Origin of the sequence: Algihabitans sp. (genome assembly GCF_965226985.1) — a bacterium.
Classification (GTDB): Bacteria; Pseudomonadota; Alphaproteobacteria; order Kiloniellales; family DSM-21159; genus Algihabitans.
Map to the genome: position 1 here is coordinate 1,936,804 of NZ_OZ245712.1, position 18,398 is coordinate 1,955,201.

Consider the following 18,398-nt stretch of genomic DNA (forward strand, 5'->3'; position numbering starts at 1 on the left):
GGAAACCGTTGGGAGGACGACGATGAAGTGGAACACGCCCCGCATCGAGGAAATCTGCATCGGCATGGAGATCAACGGCTACTTCCCGGCCGAGTTCTAATCCGGGTGTCACGGTAGCGTTGGGCGGCTCGGGACGTGAGCCGCCTCCATGTTCTCGTTCTCGGTTCGGCAGCGGGCGGCGGTTATCCGCAGTGGAACTGCAGGGGCCCGATCTCGTCGCTGTTCTGGGAGGGTGACACACGCGTCGAGGAACGTAGTCAGTCCTCGATCGCTGTGTCACCGGACGGTGTGACCTGGGCTCTCTTGAACTGCTCGCCGGACATCCGGCAGCAGATCATCCGAACTCCAGCTCTGCAGCCGAAGGAACCGCCGAGGCATACGCCGCTGGCCAGCGTGCTTCTGACCAACGGCGACATCGACCACATCGCCGGCCTTCTGTCCTTACGCGAGCGCCAGCCGTTTCGTCTTTTGGCGACGCCTGGGGTGCTAGAGGTGCTAAAGGAAAACCGCATCTTCGACGCGCTCGACCCCACGCTGGTGCCGCGTCAAGCGGTCGCTCTGGGGGAGAGCATCTCCCTGGTCGGCGATCTGGTCGCGGAGATCTTTCCCGTGCCCGGCAAGGTGCCGCTCTACATGGAGAGAGGCGAGCCGGAAATCGGTGCGGAAAGCGAGACGACGGTGGGCGTGAAGATCACGGCGCCCAACGGACCCACGGTTTTCTACGTTCCGGGCTGCGCCCACGTGCCGGAGTCTCTCAAGACACGGATCGCCGGTGCCGATCTGTTGCTGTTCGACGGGACCCTCTGGCGCGACGACGAGATGCAGCTGGCCGGCGTCGGCCAGAAGACCGGCCACCGTATGGGACATATCTCGATGTCGGGACCCGAGGGGAGCCTCGCCGCCTTCCGCGACGTCGAACTGGGACGGCGCAGTTTCATCCACATCAACAATACGAACCCGGTACTGGTGCGCGACTCCCGCGAGCGGCAGGAGGTCGAGGCCGCCGGCTGGGACGTCGCCTACGACGGACAGGAGATCGTGCTGTGAGTGGCTTGCTGAGCCGCGACCAGTTGGAGGCGGCGCTTCGCAAGATCGGCGAGGAGCGCTATCACCACCTGCACCCCTTTCACCATCTGCTGAACAGCGGCAGCCTGACCAAGGGGCAGGTCCAGGCCTGGGCGCTAAACCGATACTACTATCAGCGGATGATCCCGCTGAAGGACGCGGCCATCGTGTCCCGCATGGATGAGGCGGCGCTGCGCCGCGAATGGCGCCAGCGCATCATCGACCACGACGGCGCGTCGGACGCCGATGGAGGGTTGCGCCGTTGGCTGGCGCTGACCGACGGACTGGGTCTTGAGCGGAACTACGTGACCTCGACCGACGGCGTCTTGCCTGCGACGAAGTTCGCGGTCGAAGCCTACCTGCATTTCGTGCGCGAAAAGAGCCTGCTGGAAGCCATCGCCTCCTCCCTCACCGAGCTTTTCTCGCCGCTCGCCATCGGTGCGCGGGTTCGGGGAATGCTGGAGAACTACGACTACATCACGCCGGAGATCCTGGCCTACTTCGACAAGCGGCCCGAGCAGGCGACACGCGACTCCGACTTCGCCCTGGCCTACGTCCTGGACAACGCCCGGCGGCCCGATCAGCAGCAGGACGTGCTGCGCGCCCTCACCTTCAAGTGCGACGTGCTCTGGGCACAGCTCGATGCCCTGCAGCATGCCTACGTGACGCCCGCTCAGCCTCCGCCGGGCGCCTTCCGGCCGCAAAAGATCGAGGAGGTTGGATGACGGAAACTTCAGGGTCGCCTCCCACAGATGTCCCTGCGGCCGAGCTGATGGCAAACAGCGTGCCGAGCCTGCCCCGAGGGGTGCGGCTACGCTACGACGAAGCCCGCGACCAGTGGATCCTGATGGGACCGGAGCGGCTGTTCAAACTGGACCCGATCGCGCTGGAAATCCTGAAACGCTGTGATGGCGAACGCGATTTCGCAGCCATCGTCGAAGACTTGGCACGCAGCTTCGAGACCGAGCCGGCCACGGTGGAGAGGGACGTGCACGCCTTCCTGACCGACCTGGCGGGCCGCGGCATGGTGGCGCTGGGATGACGCTGACCGCGCCGGAGACGGGAGCCGCCGAGCCCACCGCATCCGGAGTTCCGGCGCCCCTGGGTTTGCTCGCGGAGCTAACGCACCGCTGCCCCCTGCATTGTCCCTACTGCTCCAATCCCGTCGAGCTGGAGCGCCGCTCCGGCGAGCTCGACACCGAGACCTGGAAACGCGTGCTCGGCGAGGCCGCCGCCCTTGGCGTGCTGCAGGTCCATCTCTCCGGCGGCGAGCCCACCGCCCGCCGCGACCTGGAGGAGATCGTCGCCCACTGTGTAAAGGTCGGGCTCTACAGCAACCTGATCACCGCCGGCATCAGGCTCGCCGGCCCCCGTCTGGAGGCCCTGGCCGCCCAGGGCCTGGACCATGTCCAGCTCTCCGTCCAAGGGCCCGAGGCCACCGTCAACGACAAAGTCGCCGGACTGGCCGGCGCCTTCGCGCAGAAGCTGGAGCTGGCCGGCCAGGTGCGCGCGCTCGGGCTACCCCTCACCCTCAACTGCGTGATCCACCGCCATAACATCGACGAGCTCGACAAGCTACTCGACCTGGCCCTCACCCTCGGCGCCCATCGCCTTGAGATCGCACACGCGCAGTACTACGGCTGGGCCCTGCGCAACCGCGCCGCCCTGATGCCCCGCCGCGACCAGGTCGAGGCCGCCATGAAAACCCTGGAGCGCGCCCGCAGCGAACTCAAGGGCCGGCTCGTGATCGACGCCGTCGTCCCCGACTACTACGCCCGCCTGCCCAAACCCTGTATGGGCGGCTGGGGCCGGCGCTCCCTCAACGTCACCCCCAGCGGCAAGGTCCTGCCCTGCCACGCGGCCGAGACCTTGCCCGGCCTGACCTTCGACAACGTCAAGGACCGCCCCCTCGCCGATATCTGGTACCGAGGCACCGCCTTCAACGCCTATCGCGGCACCGCCTGGATGCCGGAGCCCTGCCGCTCCTGCGAGCGCCGCGAACTCGACTGGGGCGGCTGCCGCTGCCAGGCTCTGGCCCTCACCGGTGCCGCGGAAAACACAGACCCCGCCTGCCATAAGTCCCCCAACCATAACCGCATCCTCGCCCTCGCACTGAGCGACGCCGACGAAACCGCAGACTTCGCCTACCGCGGATACACAACAGGCAAGCCATAGAACGACGCGACGCGGGTCATCTGCGTTCGGCAACTACCCGCCCGACTCTTCCTGCCCCTTCTACACCAGAGGCCACCAGGCCTCTTCACGCCTTCTTGTCGGCGCCCATAACGCGGATCCTGCCCTAATCATGAGGTTTAGAGGGCGATTCACGTCTCAGGTGGAAGCAAACGCTTCCACCTGAGACGATCGCGCTCTGGACGAGCGGTGGAAAAAGAGGGCATGACCAGAACGCAACAGGATGTGAACCGGCCACAGGAAGAAGGATGCCGCATGACCAGGATTGCCATCGACCCCGAGCGCTTGCTCGCCGACCTCGACAAGCTCCGCACCTTCGGACAATGCGGCACCGGCGTCGTACGGCCGGCCTATGCGGAGGCGGAACTGGCGGCCCGCGGCTGGCTGGCGGAGCGGATGCGCGAGGCCGGTCTGGAGGTCGCGGTGGATCCCGTCGGCAACCTCTTCGGGCTGCCGCCGGGCGATGAGGCCAGCATCCTGATCGGCTCGCACTCCGACAGTCAGCCGGAAGGCGGCTGGCTCGACGGCGCCTACGGCGTGATCGCGGGCCTAGAGGTGGCGCGAGCCAGCCTGGAGTCCGGCGGACCGCGCATCGCGGTGGTGTCTTTCCAGGACGAGGAAGGCCGCTTCACGACCCTGACGGGCAGCAGCGTCTGGGCGGGTCAGCTCGCCTTGGCCGAAGCCCAGGCCTTGACGGACGACGAAGGCATCACTTTGGAGAAGGCTTGTCGTCAGCCGGACGGCCTGCCCGCCCCGGCCGAAGTCGCGCCGGAACGCTTCAGCAGCTTCCTGGAGATTCATATCGAGCAGGGACCGGTCCTGGACACCGCCGGCGAGCGGATCGGCGTGGTCGAGAACATCGTCGGTATCCGCAGCGAGCGTCTGCGCTTCACGGGCGAACAGAACCATGCCGGCACGACCCCCATGCATCTGCGCCGCGACGCGGTCCAGGGTCTCGTGCGGTATATCGCCGAACTGAACGCACGCTTCGCCGACATCGTGACACCGGCCACGGTCTGGACCGTTGGCCATGTCGCGGTGCATCCGAACGCCTCCTCCATCGTCCCCGGTCAGGTCGACTTTACCGTGCAGTGGCGGGACGCAGAGACCGCGCGACTGGACCGCATGACGGAGATCGTGCGCGATACCGCGTCTGAGATCGCAGCCTCCATGGGGCTGGACCTGGAGCGCTCGGGCTACGCGACGATCGCCCCCACTCACTGCGATCCTATCTTGGTCGAGCGGATGGCGGAGGCCGCCGAAGCGGTCGCTCCCGGTACCTGGCGCCGCATGCCGTCAGGCGCTCTGCACGACGCCGCCAACGCCTCCTACCGCATGCCCATGGCCATGCTCTTCGTGCCGTCCAAGCGGGGAATCAGCCATAGCTTCGAGGAGGACACCGACCGGGGCGACCTGGTTCTGGGCGTGGAGGTCTTGGCAAGAGCAGCGGCTGGCTTGTAGGGGCACGGCAGCTTGCTGCGGCTCCGAGACATGACCCCGTCAGATCTGGAGGCGGTTTTCGAGCTTCGGCAGGCGACGAGGGAAAATCGCGTAAGCCTGCAGGAGTTGGAGGAAGGCTACGGCATCACGCGCGAGGGGCTGGCTCACGACATGCGCTCCCACGTACGCGGCTGGCTGGCGGAAGACGAGCGGCGAGTGGTGGGTTTCGCCATGGGAGACGCCTCGACCGGCGAGGTGCAAGTGGTGGCAGTTCACCCCGACTACGAAGACCGCGGCCTCGGAAAAGCCCTGTTGGCCAGAGTTATCGACTGGTTGTTCGCGCAGAAGCATGCCGAGGTCTGGCTGCGCGCCAATCCGGATCCGACCCTGCGCGCATTCGGCTTCTATCGCAAGCTCGGTTGGCAACGAACCGGCGAGGTCAGAGGCAGCGAAGAGATTCTGCGTCTCAGCCGATCGGCGCCGGATCTGCCGTGGCGTTCTCAGATTTAGGGTCGGCAGCCAGATCGCCGTGTCTAGCTCATTCCACCTCCCCCACTGGAACGTAGAGTTCGCCGCCTTTGCGAAATTTTTCGCTCATGCGGGCCATGCCCTCCTTTTGCGCCTCGGCACGGATGTCGTGAGAAATGCGCATGGAGCAGAACTTGGGCCCACACATGGAGCAGAAGTGCGCGACCTTGTGCGCCTCCTTCGGCAGAGTTTCATCGTGCATCGACCGTGCCGTCTCGGGGTCGAGGGAAAGGTTGAACTGATCTTCCCAACGGAACTCGAAACGTGCACGCGACAGCGCATCATCGCGTAAGCGTGCCGCGGGATGTCCCTTAGCGAGATCCGCAGCATGCGCCGCGATCTTATAGGTGATCACACCCGTTTTCACGTCGTCGCGGTTAGGCAGCCCCAGATGCTCCTTGGGTGTGACGTAGCACAGCATTGCCGTACCGAACCAACCGATCATCGCCGCCCCGATGCCCGAGGTGATATGGTCGTAACCGGGAGCGATATCCGTGGTCAGAGGCCCCAACGTGTAGAACGGCGCCTCGCCGCAAGCGGTCAACTGCTTGTCCATGTTCTCCTTGATTTTGTGCATCGGGACATGACCGGGGCCCTCTATCATGACCTGACAGTCTTTTGCCCAGGCGATTCGGGTGAGTTCGCCGAGCGTCTCCAACTCGGCGAACTGCGCTGCGTCGTTGGCGTCCGCAATTGAACCCGGCCGCAGCCCATCGCCGAGGGAGAAACTTACGTCATAGGCGCGCGCGATATCGCAGATCTCCTCGAAGTGTTCGTAGAGGAAGCTTTCCTTGTGGTGATGCAGGCACCACTTCGCCATGATCGAGCCACCGCGCGAGACGATGCCGGTCACGCGGTCGACAGTCATCGGTATCATGTGAAGACGGACGCCGGCGTGAATTGTGAAATAGTCCACGCCTTGCTCCGCCTGCTCGATCAGCGTGTCGCGAAAAACCTTCCAGCTCAGGTCCGTGGCGACGCCCCCTACTTTTTCCAGGGCCTGGTAGAGCGGGACGGTACCGATGGGTACGGGTGAATTGCGAACGATCCATTCACGGATGTTATGGATGTTGCGGCCAGTGGACAGATCCATGACCGTATCGGCGCCCCACCTTGTGGCCCACACCATCTTCTCCACCTCCTCGGCCATGGAGGAGGTGACGGCGGAATTACCGATGTTCGCGTTGATCTTCACGAGGAAATTCCGCCCGATGACCATCGGTTCAGCCTCGGGATGGTTGATGTTCGAGGGGATGATGGCCCGACCTCGCGCAACCTCGTCGCGAACGAATTCCGGGGTAATGACATCGGGAATTTCGGCCCCCCAGGACCTGCCGTCACGCTCCACCGCATTCGTTCCCTCCTTGCGGGCGAGGTTCTCGCGGATGGCAACGAACTCCATTTCGGGCGTGATCAGACCGGCACGGGCATAAGCCATCTGAGTAACGGCCTTGCCGGAGCTTGCCCGCAAAGGCGCATGTCGCACCGGGAACTCGGGAGTCAGGCGCGCCCCCTCGGCAAAGCCGTTGTCCTCGGGCTTCACCACACGACCTTCGTATGGTTCGACATCGTTTCGGGCGGCGAGCCAGCCTGCCCGCAAACGTGGCAGGCCTCTGTCGATGGCGATCTCGGAATCGGGATCGGTATAAGGGCCGGAGCTGTCGTACAGCGTCACAGACGGCTCGCCCGCCGAAGGATGCAGATCAATCTCCCGCATGGGCACACGGATCTGCGGATACAGTTCGCCCCCGTGCCAAACGCGGCGAGATGCCGGGAGCTGCCCGGTGGTGACGGTCGGTGCGACGTTCTTCATGGCGCGGAGCCTCCTCGCTCTCAAGGCATGGAGACCCAGTTCCGCCGTATCGAATGGAGATTGGCCGCGTTCGCCAAGCCTGTCGTGCAGGAAGCAGCTCTTACAGCGCAGCCGGTCCACCATCCCTACGCCAGTATGAACTGGATCAGGTTCATCGGGTCACTGCGCTGCGCCAAGGCGCCATCAGTATCTCAGCCCCTTGCCGGGACTCCCCAGGTGACCTCACTAGACTGCGTAGCGGTGATCGGTTTGTCAATCGCACGAGAGCGCTGCGGTGCCGATGTGGACTGTGCGCCTTTCAAGCGATCTGGATGCATCCGCCACATTGGCGGCGCAATATATACGGCAGACCGATCTGGCCGGATCGTTGCGCTCGCAGGGACACCTCCTTCCGAAAGGGGCTTCGTTCCGCCGCCACTCCCCTGAATTGCGTCACCGCAGCGCCGCGACGGGAAGACCGCACCCTTTGAGGGAGAACAGCCCCACGGACGACGCACGTCGCCACCGCGGTCTTTCCTATGTCATACTCACGAATCGACTTTTACAATAACTTGTCACTCGCTAGATTAAGTGACTATCCAACCTCTTCTTCGCATTATAGATCTTGTAAAAATCATTCTTAAGCCAACAATCCATTATAGCGAGTATTTCTATGACATCCAAACGCGCAAGAGTTATCGCGTTTCACCTTCCTCAATTTCATCCAATCCCGGAAAACGACGCGTGGTGGGGCAAGGGCTTCACGGAATGGACCAACGTGGCGAAGGCCAAGCCGTTGTTCCCCGGTCACAAGCAGCCGCTTCTGCCCGGCGACCTCGGCTTCTACGACCTGAGGCTTGCGGAGGCTCACCACAGCCAGGCCGAGTTGGCCCGCGACTACGGCGTAGAAGGCTTCTGCTACTGGCACTACTGGTTCGCGGGCAAACGTCTTTTGGAACGTCCAGTCGAGACCATGATGACCGAGGGCGTGGATGTGAAATTCGCTCTGTCCTGGGCAAACCAGACCTGGAGCGGGATCTGGCACGGCGCGCCGAACCGCATCCTGATGGAGCAGACCTATCCGGGGGTGGAGGACTACAGGGCGCACTTTCACAGCCTGCTGCCGTTCTTCCAGGACAAGCGCTACATCCGGGTCGAAGGTAAACCGCTGTTCTGCGTCTACAGGCCCAAAGACATACCGGATACGGAGGTCTTCATAGAGACCTGGCGGAAGCTTGCGCAGGAGAACGGCTTGGACGGTATGTTCTTCGTCGCGCTTCGTTTCCAGCGGGAAAGCAAGACCGCCGAACTCGACCACTACGATGGGGTCACCACCCTGCGTCCGACGTTCCGGGATCACCTTCTGCCGTCGGTTCTACGCCGTTTCCTGAACAACAGACAGTTCAGGCTGCTGCCGCACATCCATAGCTACGACAAGGCGGTCGAGGCGGCCTTCGGAGAAGACTACGAAGATACCTTTCCCTGCGTATCGGCCGGATGGGACAACACGCCCCGGTCCGGTCGCGGCGGGCATGTTTATCTCGGGACGACCCCAAAGAAGTTCGGCCGGCATCTGCGCGACGCCGTCGAAACCCTGAAAGATGAGCCGGACGAGCGGAGAATCGTATTCGTCCGATCGTGGAATGAATGGGCCGAAGGAAACATCGTGGAGCCCTGCAAGCAGAACGGTCAGGGCTACCTGGAGCAAATCAAGCAGGTGGTCTCCGGGTCAGGCTGAACGCTGCTCCGCTCTTAGTCCTCTACGTGATCTCAAACGGGCCGAAGTTCCCAAATCTTGGAGAAGTTCTCTTCATAGATCTCTCGCGTATGGCGCGCCGTTTCGGCCATGGCTTCCGGATCCTGACCAAGCGCGGCTTCGGCCGCCACGGCAAGCCGCGGGATCTCCACGCCGGCCGGCATGGCCGGCAAATCCCAGGCGTCCCGGAAGCCGACCAACTTGTCGACCTGGGGAGACAAACCGACCCTTGGCCGCGAGAAGGCAAAGGCCGTGATATAGCCGTGGAGGCTGGTGCCGATATAACACTGCGAATTGGCGATCACGCGCGCAATTCCGGACACGTCGTTTTCCAAGTAGCGGAAGAGCCAGTCCTCCCCTTGGAAGAAGTCCGAGAGACCGCGAACGGCAAGGTCATCGTCGTGCAGCGGCGCATAGCCGATCCCGAAGACGACGACGTTCAAACCGGTACGCTCATGCAGCGCCTTGATCTGGGCGCAGATCTGCGGCTCGAACTTCTTGAAGAAGCGGCCGGCACACTGAAAGCAGATATAGGATCCCCAGTCGTCCTGAGGTGCCGCCGCAAGCTCCCTGCCCTCCGATCCTTCGCCCAAGGACACGATCTTACGGCTTAAGCCCATGTCGTTGAGAAGAACGGCACTGTCCGGCACGAGGTCTATCGAGGCAACGCCAAGACCGGCCAATGCATCTTCGGACTTCGTATCGCGGACCGACAGGTACTTGGCGCGCGACAACCCGTCCCGCACAGCGGAGCGCAGTCTTTCGGGGAGACCAGCGAAATTCGAGCCGCCGACCGAGTTGTACATAACCGTCACGGGCTCGCGAAATCGAAAGGCCGTCTCGGCGAAAATCCAGGGCATCGGATGCGCCGAGCGAACGTACCGGCGACAGAGCGCGTCCAGAAGATCGTCGCGTAGATACCGACGCAGTCGGCGGAAAAGACGCGAGCCTCGGTCGGTCAGAAGCATCTGGCACATCGTCCACCAGCGGACGTCGAGAACGGCGCCGCCAGAGACCCAGATCAGCGAGCGACCGGGCGCGTTTCTGAACTTCTCGATGAAGTCGAAGCTCTCAACCAGAACACCGCCAGACGCGCGCAGATCGATCCGCCTGAACCCCACGAAATGGATCTCGATGTTCGGAAAGCGACGCCGCAGAAGATGCGCCGAGATATGTGCAAATAGAATATCGCCATAATTAAAACGATCGAAAGCACCGAGGACAAAGACACGTACGAACACTGTAGCTTTACCTCAGAGATCAAATATATTTTATTAATCTAAAATACCAAATATCTGCTCGGCTGTCAAAGACCGGGGTGCATCGCCGTCCAAACGAGCCGGCATTCCCAAAATTCGAAGATCGCGGTCTTCGTGTCCTTTCACGGTCAAACCGGCTCTAGGGTCGTTGGCTCGGACAAAACGGCATGGGCTTGATCGCCCGCGAAAACCGCCAAGTCGGCGAGTAGTCCGTCGAGCTGCGCTCGCGGCAGAGGATAACGTTCCGTCTTCTCCAAAGTCACTTCGTTCATCTAAGCCCCGAGATTGACTCCGAGCTACGAGCTGTGTCGGGTGACCGCTGGAACTGCGCGAGGCGGGCGCTTTGCCGGCCGACGAAGGGATCGAGATCAGCATCCAGGCGGTCCTGCGAGGCGGCAGATGGATTCCGATACGACTGGATTCTAGCGAGAGGTAGCGAAGTGAGACTCTCATCGACCACCGACTTCGTCAAAACCATGATCACTCAGCTTGAGCATCGCGCCGGACTTACGACGGCTACCAGCCGTATCGACCTCCTACGACCGGGGGATCGGCGCCAAAGATATACCGGCCAGGTGTTCTCAGACGTCTTGGTATTCAGCGACGCATCCTACGCCTCAAACTGCGCCCTCAACTCAGATCGGCCGAGGTTCATCGAAGGAGACGGCTGCTCGTTCAACGTCCATCCTAGTGGCACCCAGGCGATCGAAAACGATCTCCGCCACTCCGGCGAATGCTTGATCGTCGAGTTCACGAACGGTCTGGTGAACGACAGCTTGGCGGACGCCACCAGCCTGCACCGCCTGGATCGTTCAATCACGAATCAGACTGATGCACGCATCACCCGTTTGGCACAGGACATCAGACGATCGGTCCTGGCCGCACGGCGGGGAGACCATATCAACACGCTCTATGTCGACGGTCTACTTATGGCGATACGGGCGGTGTTGGCAGAAACATATCGAACAGGGGCAACGGACGGTCTCTTCGAACACTCGGCGCGCCGATTTGGGGATATGCGCATTGCGCGCGCCATCGACTATGCCGAGGCCCATCTGGGCGATGCGCTGACATTGGCTCAGCTCGCTGCCGTGGCGACGCTGTCCGAAGGGCATTTTTCGCGCGCTTTCAAGGTGATAACCGGTGAATCGGTCTGGACTTACGTTCAACGCCGGCGAGCCGAACGAGCGAAAAACATGCTGGAGACGACGGACCTACCGATTGCCAGAATCGCTCATGCTTGTGGCTTTGCCAACCAGGGTCACCTGACGAGCTATTTCAGACGGCATTTTGGTACAACGCCTGGCGCCGTGCGCCGCGAGAGGCAACTGCCCAATGGCCGCTAACGTGCACCGCGACACAACAAGAACGTAAGGCCGACTGACTCGTTCAATGTGTTCCTGAATGTCAGGATCTCAGTAAAACTTATCAGTCTCATGTAAGACGCTTCCGGATTTGTCCGCCATACGGTTGAGCAGAGGTCAACCGGATGGTTACTTATGTTTGAATCAGGGAAATGTGTCTTAGGGCTAGCCCTTCTCGTCTTTTGTGCCGGCACAAGCCTCGCTCAGGAAGTTGAGCCAGTCAGCCCGGTAACAAACCAGACAGACCGGTCTTTCATGCCGGTCTTCGGCATCGCCTATCAAATCGACGAGGCCTTCGACATTACCGCTTACGGATCGCAGCTCATCGGCGATCTCGATCCGCAGCTCGCGTTGGTGCGATTGCGCTATACAGCGAACGAGACACTGGGCCTCGGATTAGGGTACTTCGGCCTTTGGCAGGACGGCACGGCAACAAGACCGGATCCCAGGGATCAGCGGGTCCGACTGGAAGCCTATTTGAACTTCCCGTTCGGCAATAGCTGGATCGCGTCTCACCGGTCCCGCGCCGAATATCGGTTCCGTGATGTGGAGAACGGCTGGCGCTATCGACCAAATCTCAGACTTCAGCGCGCTTTCGATATCGCAGGGGTCCGTTCTATCAGTCCGTTCGGTTTCGTCGAACCCTTCTACGACGTCAATGAAGCGGAAGTCTCTTCGGTCGAGTACGCCTTTGGCGTCAACTTGGACTTGATCGAAGAGATCAATCTGGAAGCCTGGGCGACGCACACGGAAGCGCGCGGCGCAGCTGCCGATTTTCAGTACATCAGTCTGCTCTTCACCTACAGCCTAAACTGAGGACAGGAAGTCACCACCCATGGACGCAACAGCTGGCGCCTTGACGCGCACTTTCGCAGGATTTGGCGCTTTTCTGGGGCTTCTCATTGCTGTTGCTCCAGCCTACGCAGAGCCGCTGGACTTCCCGGCCCCAACGGGTAGCCTGGAGATCATCGCTGCTGGTGAAGACGTTGAATTGGTTTGGAGTGGTGGATGCGGCACGACCGAAGGTGTCGTATCTGCGCCCGATGGCACGATCTACTTCAGCGAGATCACCTTCGGGTTTCTATGCACAGATCCTGCCACGAATCAGCAGCAAGCCGGGAACATCTGGCGCCATGACCCGAACACCGGCGAGACCACGCTGTTCCGCAGCCCAAGCGGGATGGCGAATGGCATCGCGTTCGATACCAGTGGCGACATGTACTACGCTATGGGGGCGGACTTTGGCCTTAGGGCGATCGGACGAACGGATATGAACTCCGGTCGCAGTTACATCATCGCGGGTAAATACAACGACCAGCCACTGAACTCCCCCAACGACCTGACGATCGATGCCCAAGGGCGGATTTGGTTTACTGATCCTCGGTTCCTGGGTCACGAACCCATGCACCAACCCTTTCGCGGCGTGTATCGCCTCGATCCAGACGGTACGGTGACCCGTGTTGTCGACAGTGCCGGGGCGCCAAATGGTATCGTGCTCTCCCCTGATCAGCAGACTCTGTATGTCTCCAACATTGATGTAGGTACGTTTGACTTTGCATCGGTACGTGGTGACCAACCGCCGCTAACGGTTTCCCCGCACAACATCTGGGCCTTCGACGTTAGTGAAGACGGATCGCTTAGCAACAAGCATGAATTCGTGCGCTTCTACCCCGACGTCGGCTCCGACGGCATTGCCGTGGACGTAGCGGGTAATCTCTATACGACAACTCGCGGTGAGCGAAAGGGCGTAATCGTCTTCTCTCCCGCTGGTGAAGAGCTGGCTTACATTTCAACCGGCGACGAAAAACCCACCAATGTCGGCTTTGGTCGTGGAGAGGACAGTAATGTGCTTTATATTACCGCTGGTACGAGTGTTTACCGCGTACGGTTGGCAATCGATGGATATCAGCTTTAGGCTGAATGGGTTGGTCCTGGAACGTGATGGTCAAACGTCCTGAAGTCCGTGATCGTCAGAGTCTGCTTTAGATAGCTGGCCGCAGGTGCCAGAGCCGTGCCAATGCCACGCTTTGCTGTGGGCCAGGATGCAACGGCGCAGACTGGAAATCTCTACAACCGCGACCTGTCTCTCTCCGACCACGCTCGATCAATGGCCGGCCCTAGGGTTCAGGAGCCAGTCGAGTGAGCAGCGGACCGATCGCCCGCGAAAACCGTCAAGTCGGCGAGTAGTCCGTCGAGTTGCGCTTGCAGCAGAGAAAAGCGGTCCGTTTTCGCGAAGGTCTCTTCGTCCATGTAGAGGCGTCGATTGATTTCGAGCTGGAGGCTGTGCCGGCCCCTCGACGGATCGCTGTAGCGGCGCACCAGTTCCACGCCCTTGTAGGGCAGATTGCGCCGGACATCGTACCCCAATCCTTTGAGATAGGCCTCGACCCGAGCCGTGAAGGCCTCGCAGCAGGCCGTGCCGTCGCGATCTCCCAACACGAAGTCGGCACGCGGCTCACTGTGGCCGTCGATCCGGGGATCGCCATTGGCAGGCATCGAATGACAGTCGAGATGGAACAAACAACCGAAGGCCGCGTGTAACCGTTCGACCTCACGTTCGAGCGTCGCGTGATAGGGTTTCCAACAGCGCTCGATCCGTCGATGCACCTCCTCGACGCTCAGCTTGCGGCTGTAGATCGGCGTCGTGCCCCGCAGCCGGCTCCAGATCAATCCCACACCGAGGCGGGTCTTCTCGCCTGGGCGCGTGGACAGCGGCCACTCCCCGTCGAGCAGCTCCGGGTCCAGGTCCTCCAGGCCCCGGTTCGGATCTATGTAGCTGCGCGGGAAGTGCGCCCGCAGCAAAGGAGCGCCCTGCGCCGGCGCTGATGCAAAAAGCTCGTCGACATACATGTCTTCGGCTTGCCGCAGCCGATCCAGCGAACAGGCATAGCCGAAGTCCGCCGGGTAGTGGCTCCCGCTGTGGGGACTGTCGAGCAGAAGCGGAACGGGCTGGCCGCTCGTCGGTAGCAGTTCGACAGGGGTCCAGGCCTCAGCCGGCATGTCCGACCCCGCCGTCGTTAAGATGACAGGCCGACCAGCGACCGGGGGCAACCTGCTTCAGGGCCGGCACCTCCACAGAGCAACGCGGTCCTGCATGGGGGCAGCGCGGATGAAAGTGACAGCCAGGCGGCGGGTCCAGGGGCGAAGGGATCTCGCCCTTGACCGGGGTGTAGGTGCGCCGCCGTAGGTCGATGCGCGGCACCTCTGCGAGCAGTGCCTGGGTATAGGGATGGTTGGGCGCGGAGAAGAGCGTCTCCGTCTCGCCGATCTCCACCACCCGCCCCAGGTACATGATCACGACGCGGTCGGCGATATGCTCGACCACACCCAGATCGTGACTGATGAAGAGATAGGTCAGCCCGAGGTCGCGGCGCAGCTCCATGAAGAGATTCAGCACCTGGGCCTGGATCGACACGTCCAGGGCAGCCACCGCTTCGTCGCAGACGATGAAGCTCGGCTCCACGGCCAGCGCTCTGGCGATGCCGAGCCGCTGACGCTGGCCGCCGGAGAACTGATGGGGATAGCGGCGGCGATAGCTCGGATCGAGGCCGACCCGGCGCATGGTGGCAGCCAGACGGTCGTCGGCCTCCGATTTGCTCCAAAGCCCGTGATAGAGCGGCGCCTCGCCGATGATCTCGGCGACCCGCATGCGCGGGTTCAGGGAGGCGAAGGGATCCTGAAAGATCATCTGCACCGCGAGCGCATAGACCTTGGCATCGGCCGGCGACAGGCCGGACACCGCCTCCCCCCGCCACCGCAGGGTGCCCTCGCTGGCCCTGTGCAGGCCGGCCACGACGCGGCCGAGGGTCGACTTACCGCAACCGGACTCGCCGACCAACCCGACGACTTCCCCTTCCGAGATGGCGAAGCTGACGTCATCGACCGCGTAGACCGTTTCCTCCCGAACCGCAGCGCCGAGCTTGCGCGCGATCTTGCCCGCGAAGTCCAGACGCTTGACGAAGCGTTTCGAGACCGTCTCCAGAGCGAGGATCGGCGGCCCGTTCATGTCTCGCCCCCTTCCTGATGCGGGTGGTGGCAACGAAGCCGCCGTCCGTCCGGCAGGGTTTCCGTCTCGGGCATTGCGGCGCAGGCGCTGTCCGCGCGCGGACAGCGCGGCGCAAAGGGGCAGCCCGGCGGTAAGGAGAAGAGCGAGGGCGTCATGCCAGGGATCTGTGCCAAGGGCGCACCGCGGCGATTCTGCGTCGGGACCGATCCGATCAGTCCCGCCGTGTAGGGATGCCGCGGCCGGTCGAGCACCGCATCCACCTCCCCCTGCTCGACGATCTTGCCGGCGTACATCACCGCGACCCGGTCGGCGAGCCCGGCCACCACCGAAAGGTCGTGGGTGATCCAGATCAGCGCGGTGCCGGTCTCGCGGCAGAGGCTCTGGACCTCATGCAGGATCTGACCCTGGATGGTGACGTCCAGCGCCGTCGTCGGCTCGTCGGCAATGATCAGTTCCGGCCGATTCAACAGCGCGATGGCGATCGCGACGCGCTGACGCATGCCGCCCGAGAACTGGTGCGGATAGGCGCGCAGGCGCTCGTCCGCTGCGGCAATACCCACCCGGCCGAGCGCGTCGCGCGCACGCTGCCGAGCGGTTTCGCGGTCGACCCGCTCGTGGGCCTGGATCGTCTCGATCATCTGGGTGTCGATGCGTAGGACCGGATTGAGCGTCATCATCGGGTCCTGGAAGATCATGGCAATGCGCGCGCCGCGCAGCCCACGTAGGCTCTCCTCATCGAGTTGCGTCAGGTCTTTGCCTTCGAACAGGACACGGCCGCCGACGACGCGGCCCGGCGGATCGACAAGCCCCATGATGGAGAAACCGGTGACCGACTTGCCGGAGCCTGACTCCCCGACCAACCCCATGACTTCACCACGCCGCAGCGTGAAGCTCACGTCATCCACGGCACGCGCCGTCCCGGCCTTGGTGAAGAAATGCGTCCGCAGCCCCTCGACCGCGAGCAGAGGTGTGCCGGCACCTTCCGCGACGCCCGCTTGCGCCGTGATCGGGTCCGGCATCATCGCTCCAACCTCGGGTTCAGTACGTCGCGCAGCTGATCGCCGACCAGGTTGATACTGACGATGGTGATCAGCAGCGCAACGCCGGGAAAGACGCTGATCCAGTACTGCAAGCTCATCATGTACTGGAAGCCATTGGCGATCAGCAGTCCCAGCGACGGTTCGGTGATCGGCAGGCCCAGACCGAGGAAGCTCAAGGTCGCCTCCAGCGCGATGGCGGAGGCCGTCTGCACCGTACCGACCACGATCAAGGGCGGCAGACAGTTCGGGAGTAGATGCCGGAAGAGAATACGCCTCGGCGGCAAGGCCAGGCAGGCCGCGGCCTCCACGTACTCCTTGCCGCGCTCCACAAGCGCCGTTCCGCGTACGGTGCGGGCGTAGTAGGCCCACTGTACAACGACCAGGGCCAGAATGATCTTTTCGACGCCCTGCCCCAGCGCCGCCAGCAGGATCAGCGCGACCAGGATCGCCGGAAAGCTGAGCTGGATATCCACCACCCGCATGATGAAGCTGTCTACCCGGCCGCCGTAGTAGGCCGAGGCCAGACCGATGGAACTGCCGATCAGCAAGGCGATCAGCCCGCTGGCCACACCGACGAACAGCGAGGTGCGCAGGCCGTAGAAGATCGCGCTGAGCACGTCCCGTCCGGCCCCGTCTGTTCCCAGCCAATAGGTGATACTGCCGTCGAAACTGGTGGAACCCGGCGGCAGGCGATTGTCCATTACATCCACGACCGCCAGATCGTAGGGGTTTGTCGGACTGACCCAGGGCGCGAAGAGGGCGATAAAGAGAACGAGGCAAAGCACCACGAAGGCAACGGTGGCCACCGGACTGGCGAAGAAATCGCGGCAGAAGCGCCGGAACGGAGTCTGCCGTGCGGCCTGCTCCTCGGCCCCGGCGTCCAGGTCTCCCGGCAAGGTCTCCGCCGGTGTGGGGTCGGTGACGGTCGTCATGCCTTCACATCCTGAAGCCGTACTCGGGGATCGAGCAGCGAGTAGAGAAGATCGACCACGAGATTGATCACGATGAAGAAGAGCACGGTGATCATCAGGTAGGCGACGATGACCGGCCGGTCGAGATTCTGAACGCTGTCGATCAGCAGCTTGCCCATGCCGGGCCAGGCGAAGATCGTTTCGGTCACCACCGAGAAGGCGATCAGACCACCGAACTCCAACCCCAGGACCGTGACCACCGGGATCATGATGTTCTTGAGAACATGAACGAAGATGATCCGGCGGGACGACAGGCCCTTGGCGCGCGCGAACTTGACGTAGTCCTGCTGTGCCACTTCACGGGTCCCGGCGCGGGACAGACGGATGACCAGGGAAATGTTGGTCAGCGCCAGGTTGAAGGCCGGCAGCAGGAGATGGGATAGACCGTCGAGCGTGAGAAAGCTGACACCGACGCCCAGCACCTCGACCGTCTCGCCGCGACCGGTGGAAGGCAGCCACCCGAGCACCACGGCGAAGATCATGATGAACATCAGCCCGACCCAAAAGGTCGGCAGAGAGAAACCGAGAATCGACCCCGCCATGATGGTGCGGCTCACCCGGCTTTCCGGCTTCAGACCGGCATAGACGCCGAGCGGCAGTCCGATCACGACGGAAAGGACGAGGGACACGAAGGCCAGCTCCAGGGTCGCCGGCATCCGCTGGAGAATCAGCTTGAGCGCCGGCTCGCCGAAGATGAAGGACCTGCCGAGATCGGCCTGCAGCGCGTTGCTGAGAAAGTGCCAGTACTGCTCGTGGATCGGCCGGTCCAGGCCGAGGGCGCGCACCGTCGCCTCGATGTCGGCCTGGCTCATTTCCGGGTTGACCAGCATGTCGACGGGATCGCCGACCACATTGACGCCGAAGAAGACCAACAGCGACATGACGAAGACGACCAGCAGGCTCTGCAGCAGCCGGCGGATTATGAAGACGGACAAGTCTGTCTCTTATACGGCAAGAGCCCGCCCGGCCAGAACGGCCGGGCGG

19 protein-coding genes and 1 riboswitch are annotated in these 18,398 nt (G+C 62.6%); of the genes, 11 read left to right on the forward strand and 8 right to left on the reverse strand.

Features of this window, described 5'->3' with window-relative positions:
* Positions 1–22: 22 nt before the first annotated feature.
* From pqqA to ACO054_RS08965, 7 genes are all read left to right on the forward strand, one after another.
* Entirely contained in the window at positions 23–100 is a 78-nt protein-coding gene (gene pqqA / locus ACO054_RS08935; protein WP_421710351.1) for a pyrroloquinoline quinone precursor peptide PqqA, read from the forward strand.
* Between the two features lie 35 nt (positions 101–135).
* Positions 136–1,047 (forward strand): pyrroloquinoline quinone biosynthesis protein PqqB, encoded by a 912-nt coding sequence (pqqB, locus tag ACO054_RS08940; RefSeq protein WP_421710085.1) that lies wholly within the window; start codon positions 136–138, stop codon positions 1,045–1,047.
* Positions 1,044–1,790, forward strand: a complete 747-nt coding sequence (gene pqqC, locus ACO054_RS08945; RefSeq protein WP_421710086.1) for a pyrroloquinoline-quinone synthase PqqC — start codon at positions 1,044–1,046, stop codon at positions 1,788–1,790. The genes pqqB and pqqC overlap by 4 nt, the downstream gene beginning before the upstream one ends.
* The gene (gene pqqD, locus ACO054_RS08950; protein ID WP_421710087.1) at positions 1,787–2,107 is read left to right on the forward strand and encodes a pyrroloquinoline quinone biosynthesis peptide chaperone PqqD; all 321 of its coding nucleotides are present in this window, start codon (positions 1,787–1,789) and stop codon (positions 2,105–2,107) included. The genes pqqC and pqqD overlap by 4 nt, the downstream gene beginning before the upstream one ends.
* A complete protein-coding gene (gene pqqE, locus ACO054_RS08955) occupies positions 2,104–3,240 on the forward strand; it encodes a pyrroloquinoline quinone biosynthesis protein PqqE (RefSeq protein WP_421710088.1) in 1,137 nt (378 codons plus the stop codon). Before pqqD ends, pqqE begins: the two co-directional genes overlap by 4 nt.
* 273 nt (positions 3,241–3,513) lie before the next feature.
* Positions 3,514–4,719 (forward strand): hydantoinase/carbamoylase family amidase, encoded by a 1,206-nt coding sequence (locus tag ACO054_RS08960; RefSeq protein ID WP_421710089.1) that lies wholly within the window; start codon positions 3,514–3,516, stop codon positions 4,717–4,719.
* A gap of 30 nt (positions 4,720–4,749) precedes the next feature.
* A complete protein-coding gene (locus ACO054_RS08965) occupies positions 4,750–5,208 on the forward strand; it encodes a GNAT family N-acetyltransferase (protein ID WP_421710090.1) in 459 nt (152 codons plus the stop codon).
* Between the two features lie 28 nt (positions 5,209–5,236).
* Here ACO054_RS08965 and thiC read toward each other — a convergent pair whose 3' ends face one another.
* Positions 5,237–7,039, reverse strand: a complete 1,803-nt coding sequence (thiC, locus tag ACO054_RS08970) for a phosphomethylpyrimidine synthase ThiC (protein ID WP_421710091.1) — start codon at positions 7,037–7,039, stop codon at positions 5,237–5,239.
* Positions 7,040–7,143: 104 nt separating this feature from the next.
* Positions 7,144–7,264: riboswitch (TPP riboswitch) on the reverse strand.
* A 427-nt stretch (positions 7,265–7,691) separates the two neighbouring features.
* Here thiC and ACO054_RS08975 point away from each other — a divergent pair.
* Positions 7,692–8,756, forward strand: a complete 1,065-nt coding sequence (locus ACO054_RS08975; RefSeq protein ID WP_421710092.1) for a glycoside hydrolase family 99-like domain-containing protein — start codon at positions 7,692–7,694, stop codon at positions 8,754–8,756.
* Positions 8,757–8,788: 32 nt separating this feature from the next.
* On the opposite strand, the gene ACO054_RS08980 is transcribed toward ACO054_RS08975, so the two are convergent.
* Positions 8,789–10,015: a polysaccharide pyruvyl transferase family protein gene (locus ACO054_RS08980; protein ID WP_421710093.1), complete on the reverse strand. Its 1,227-nt coding sequence runs from the start codon at positions 10,013–10,015 to the stop codon at positions 8,789–8,791.
* Between the two features lie 146 nt (positions 10,016–10,161).
* Entirely contained in the window at positions 10,162–10,305 is a 144-nt protein-coding gene (locus tag ACO054_RS08985; protein ID WP_421710094.1) for a hypothetical protein, read from the reverse strand.
* A gap of 168 nt (positions 10,306–10,473) precedes the next feature.
* Between ACO054_RS08985 and ACO054_RS08990 the strand changes: the two genes are divergently transcribed.
* From ACO054_RS08990 to ACO054_RS09000, 3 genes are all read left to right on the forward strand, one after another.
* Entirely contained in the window at positions 10,474–11,379 is a 906-nt protein-coding gene (locus ACO054_RS08990) for a helix-turn-helix domain-containing protein (RefSeq protein ID WP_421710095.1), read from the forward strand.
* Between the two features lie 273 nt (positions 11,380–11,652).
* On the forward strand, positions 11,653–12,213 hold the full coding sequence (locus ACO054_RS08995) for a DUF2490 domain-containing protein (protein ID WP_421710096.1): 561 nt from the start codon (positions 11,653–11,655) through the stop codon (positions 12,211–12,213).
* A 19-nt stretch (positions 12,214–12,232) separates the two neighbouring features.
* The gene (locus ACO054_RS09000; protein ID WP_421710097.1) at positions 12,233–13,312 is read left to right on the forward strand and encodes an SMP-30/gluconolactonase/LRE family protein; all 1,080 of its coding nucleotides are present in this window, start codon (positions 12,233–12,235) and stop codon (positions 13,310–13,312) included.
* A 209-nt stretch (positions 13,313–13,521) separates the two neighbouring features.
* Here ACO054_RS09000 and ACO054_RS09005 read toward each other — a convergent pair whose 3' ends face one another.
* From ACO054_RS09005 to ACO054_RS09025, 5 genes are read right to left on the reverse strand one after another with little or no spacing between them, the layout of a single operon-like run.
* On the reverse strand, positions 13,522–14,397 hold the full coding sequence (locus ACO054_RS09005) for an N-formylglutamate amidohydrolase (RefSeq protein ID WP_421710098.1): 876 nt from the start codon (positions 14,395–14,397) through the stop codon (positions 13,522–13,524).
* Complete coding sequence (locus ACO054_RS09010) at positions 14,387–15,403, reverse strand: ABC transporter ATP-binding protein (protein WP_421710099.1); 1,017 nt, start codon at positions 15,401–15,403, stop codon at positions 14,387–14,389. The genes ACO054_RS09005 and ACO054_RS09010 overlap by 11 nt, the downstream gene beginning before the upstream one ends.
* Positions 15,400–16,422: an ABC transporter ATP-binding protein gene (locus ACO054_RS09015; RefSeq protein ID WP_421710100.1), complete on the reverse strand. Its 1,023-nt coding sequence runs from the start codon at positions 16,420–16,422 to the stop codon at positions 15,400–15,402. The genes ACO054_RS09010 and ACO054_RS09015 overlap by 4 nt, the downstream gene beginning before the upstream one ends.
* On the reverse strand, positions 16,422–17,375 hold the full coding sequence (locus tag ACO054_RS09020; RefSeq protein WP_421710101.1) for an ABC transporter permease: 954 nt from the start codon (positions 17,373–17,375) through the stop codon (positions 16,422–16,424). The genes ACO054_RS09015 and ACO054_RS09020 overlap by 1 nt, the downstream gene beginning before the upstream one ends.
* A complete protein-coding gene (locus ACO054_RS09025; RefSeq protein WP_421710102.1) occupies positions 17,372–18,349 on the reverse strand; it encodes an ABC transporter permease in 978 nt (325 codons plus the stop codon). Before ACO054_RS09025 ends, ACO054_RS09020 begins: the two co-directional genes overlap by 4 nt.
* Positions 18,350–18,398: the final 49 nt, after the last annotated feature.

What these genes read in the sequence shown, in the direction of transcription:
- pqqA (WP_421710351.1), top strand. Translation starts at nt 23, where the DNA reads ATGAAGTGGAACACGCCCCGCATCGAGGAAATCTGCATCGGCATGGAG.
- pqqD (WP_421710087.1), top strand. Translation starts at nt 1,787, where the DNA reads ATGACGGAAACTTCAGGGTCGCCTCCCACAGATGTCCCTGCGGCCGAG.
- pqqE (WP_421710088.1), top strand. Translation starts at nt 2,104, where the DNA reads ATGACGCTGACCGCGCCGGAGACGGGAGCCGCCGAGCCCACCGCATCC.
- ACO054_RS08960 (WP_421710089.1), top strand. Translation starts at nt 3,514, where the DNA reads ATGACCAGGATTGCCATCGACCCCGAGCGCTTGCTCGCCGACCTCGAC.
- ACO054_RS08965 (WP_421710090.1), top strand. Translation starts at nt 4,750, where the DNA reads ATGACCCCGTCAGATCTGGAGGCGGTTTTCGAGCTTCGGCAGGCGACG.
- thiC (WP_421710091.1), bottom strand. Translation starts at nt 7,039, where the DNA reads ATGAAGAACGTCGCACCGACCGTCACCACCGGGCAGCTCCCGGCATCT.
- ACO054_RS08975 (WP_421710092.1), top strand. Translation starts at nt 7,692, where the DNA reads ATGACATCCAAACGCGCAAGAGTTATCGCGTTTCACCTTCCTCAATTT.
- ACO054_RS08985 (WP_421710094.1), bottom strand. Translation starts at nt 10,305, where the DNA reads ATGAACGAAGTGACTTTGGAGAAGACGGAACGTTATCCTCTGCCGCGA.
- ACO054_RS08995 (WP_421710096.1), top strand. Translation starts at nt 11,653, where the DNA reads ATGCCGGTCTTCGGCATCGCCTATCAAATCGACGAGGCCTTCGACATT.
- ACO054_RS09000 (WP_421710097.1), top strand. Translation starts at nt 12,233, where the DNA reads ATGGACGCAACAGCTGGCGCCTTGACGCGCACTTTCGCAGGATTTGGC.
- ACO054_RS09005 (WP_421710098.1), bottom strand. Translation starts at nt 14,397, where the DNA reads ATGCCGGCTGAGGCCTGGACCCCTGTCGAACTGCTACCGACGAGCGGC.
- ACO054_RS09010 (WP_421710099.1), bottom strand. Translation starts at nt 15,403, where the DNA reads ATGAACGGGCCGCCGATCCTCGCTCTGGAGACGGTCTCGAAACGCTTC.
- ACO054_RS09015 (WP_421710100.1), bottom strand. Translation starts at nt 16,422, where the DNA reads ATGCCGGACCCGATCACGGCGCAAGCGGGCGTCGCGGAAGGTGCCGGC.
- ACO054_RS09020 (WP_421710101.1), bottom strand. Translation starts at nt 17,375, where the DNA reads ATGACGACCGTCACCGACCCCACACCGGCGGAGACCTTGCCGGGAGAC.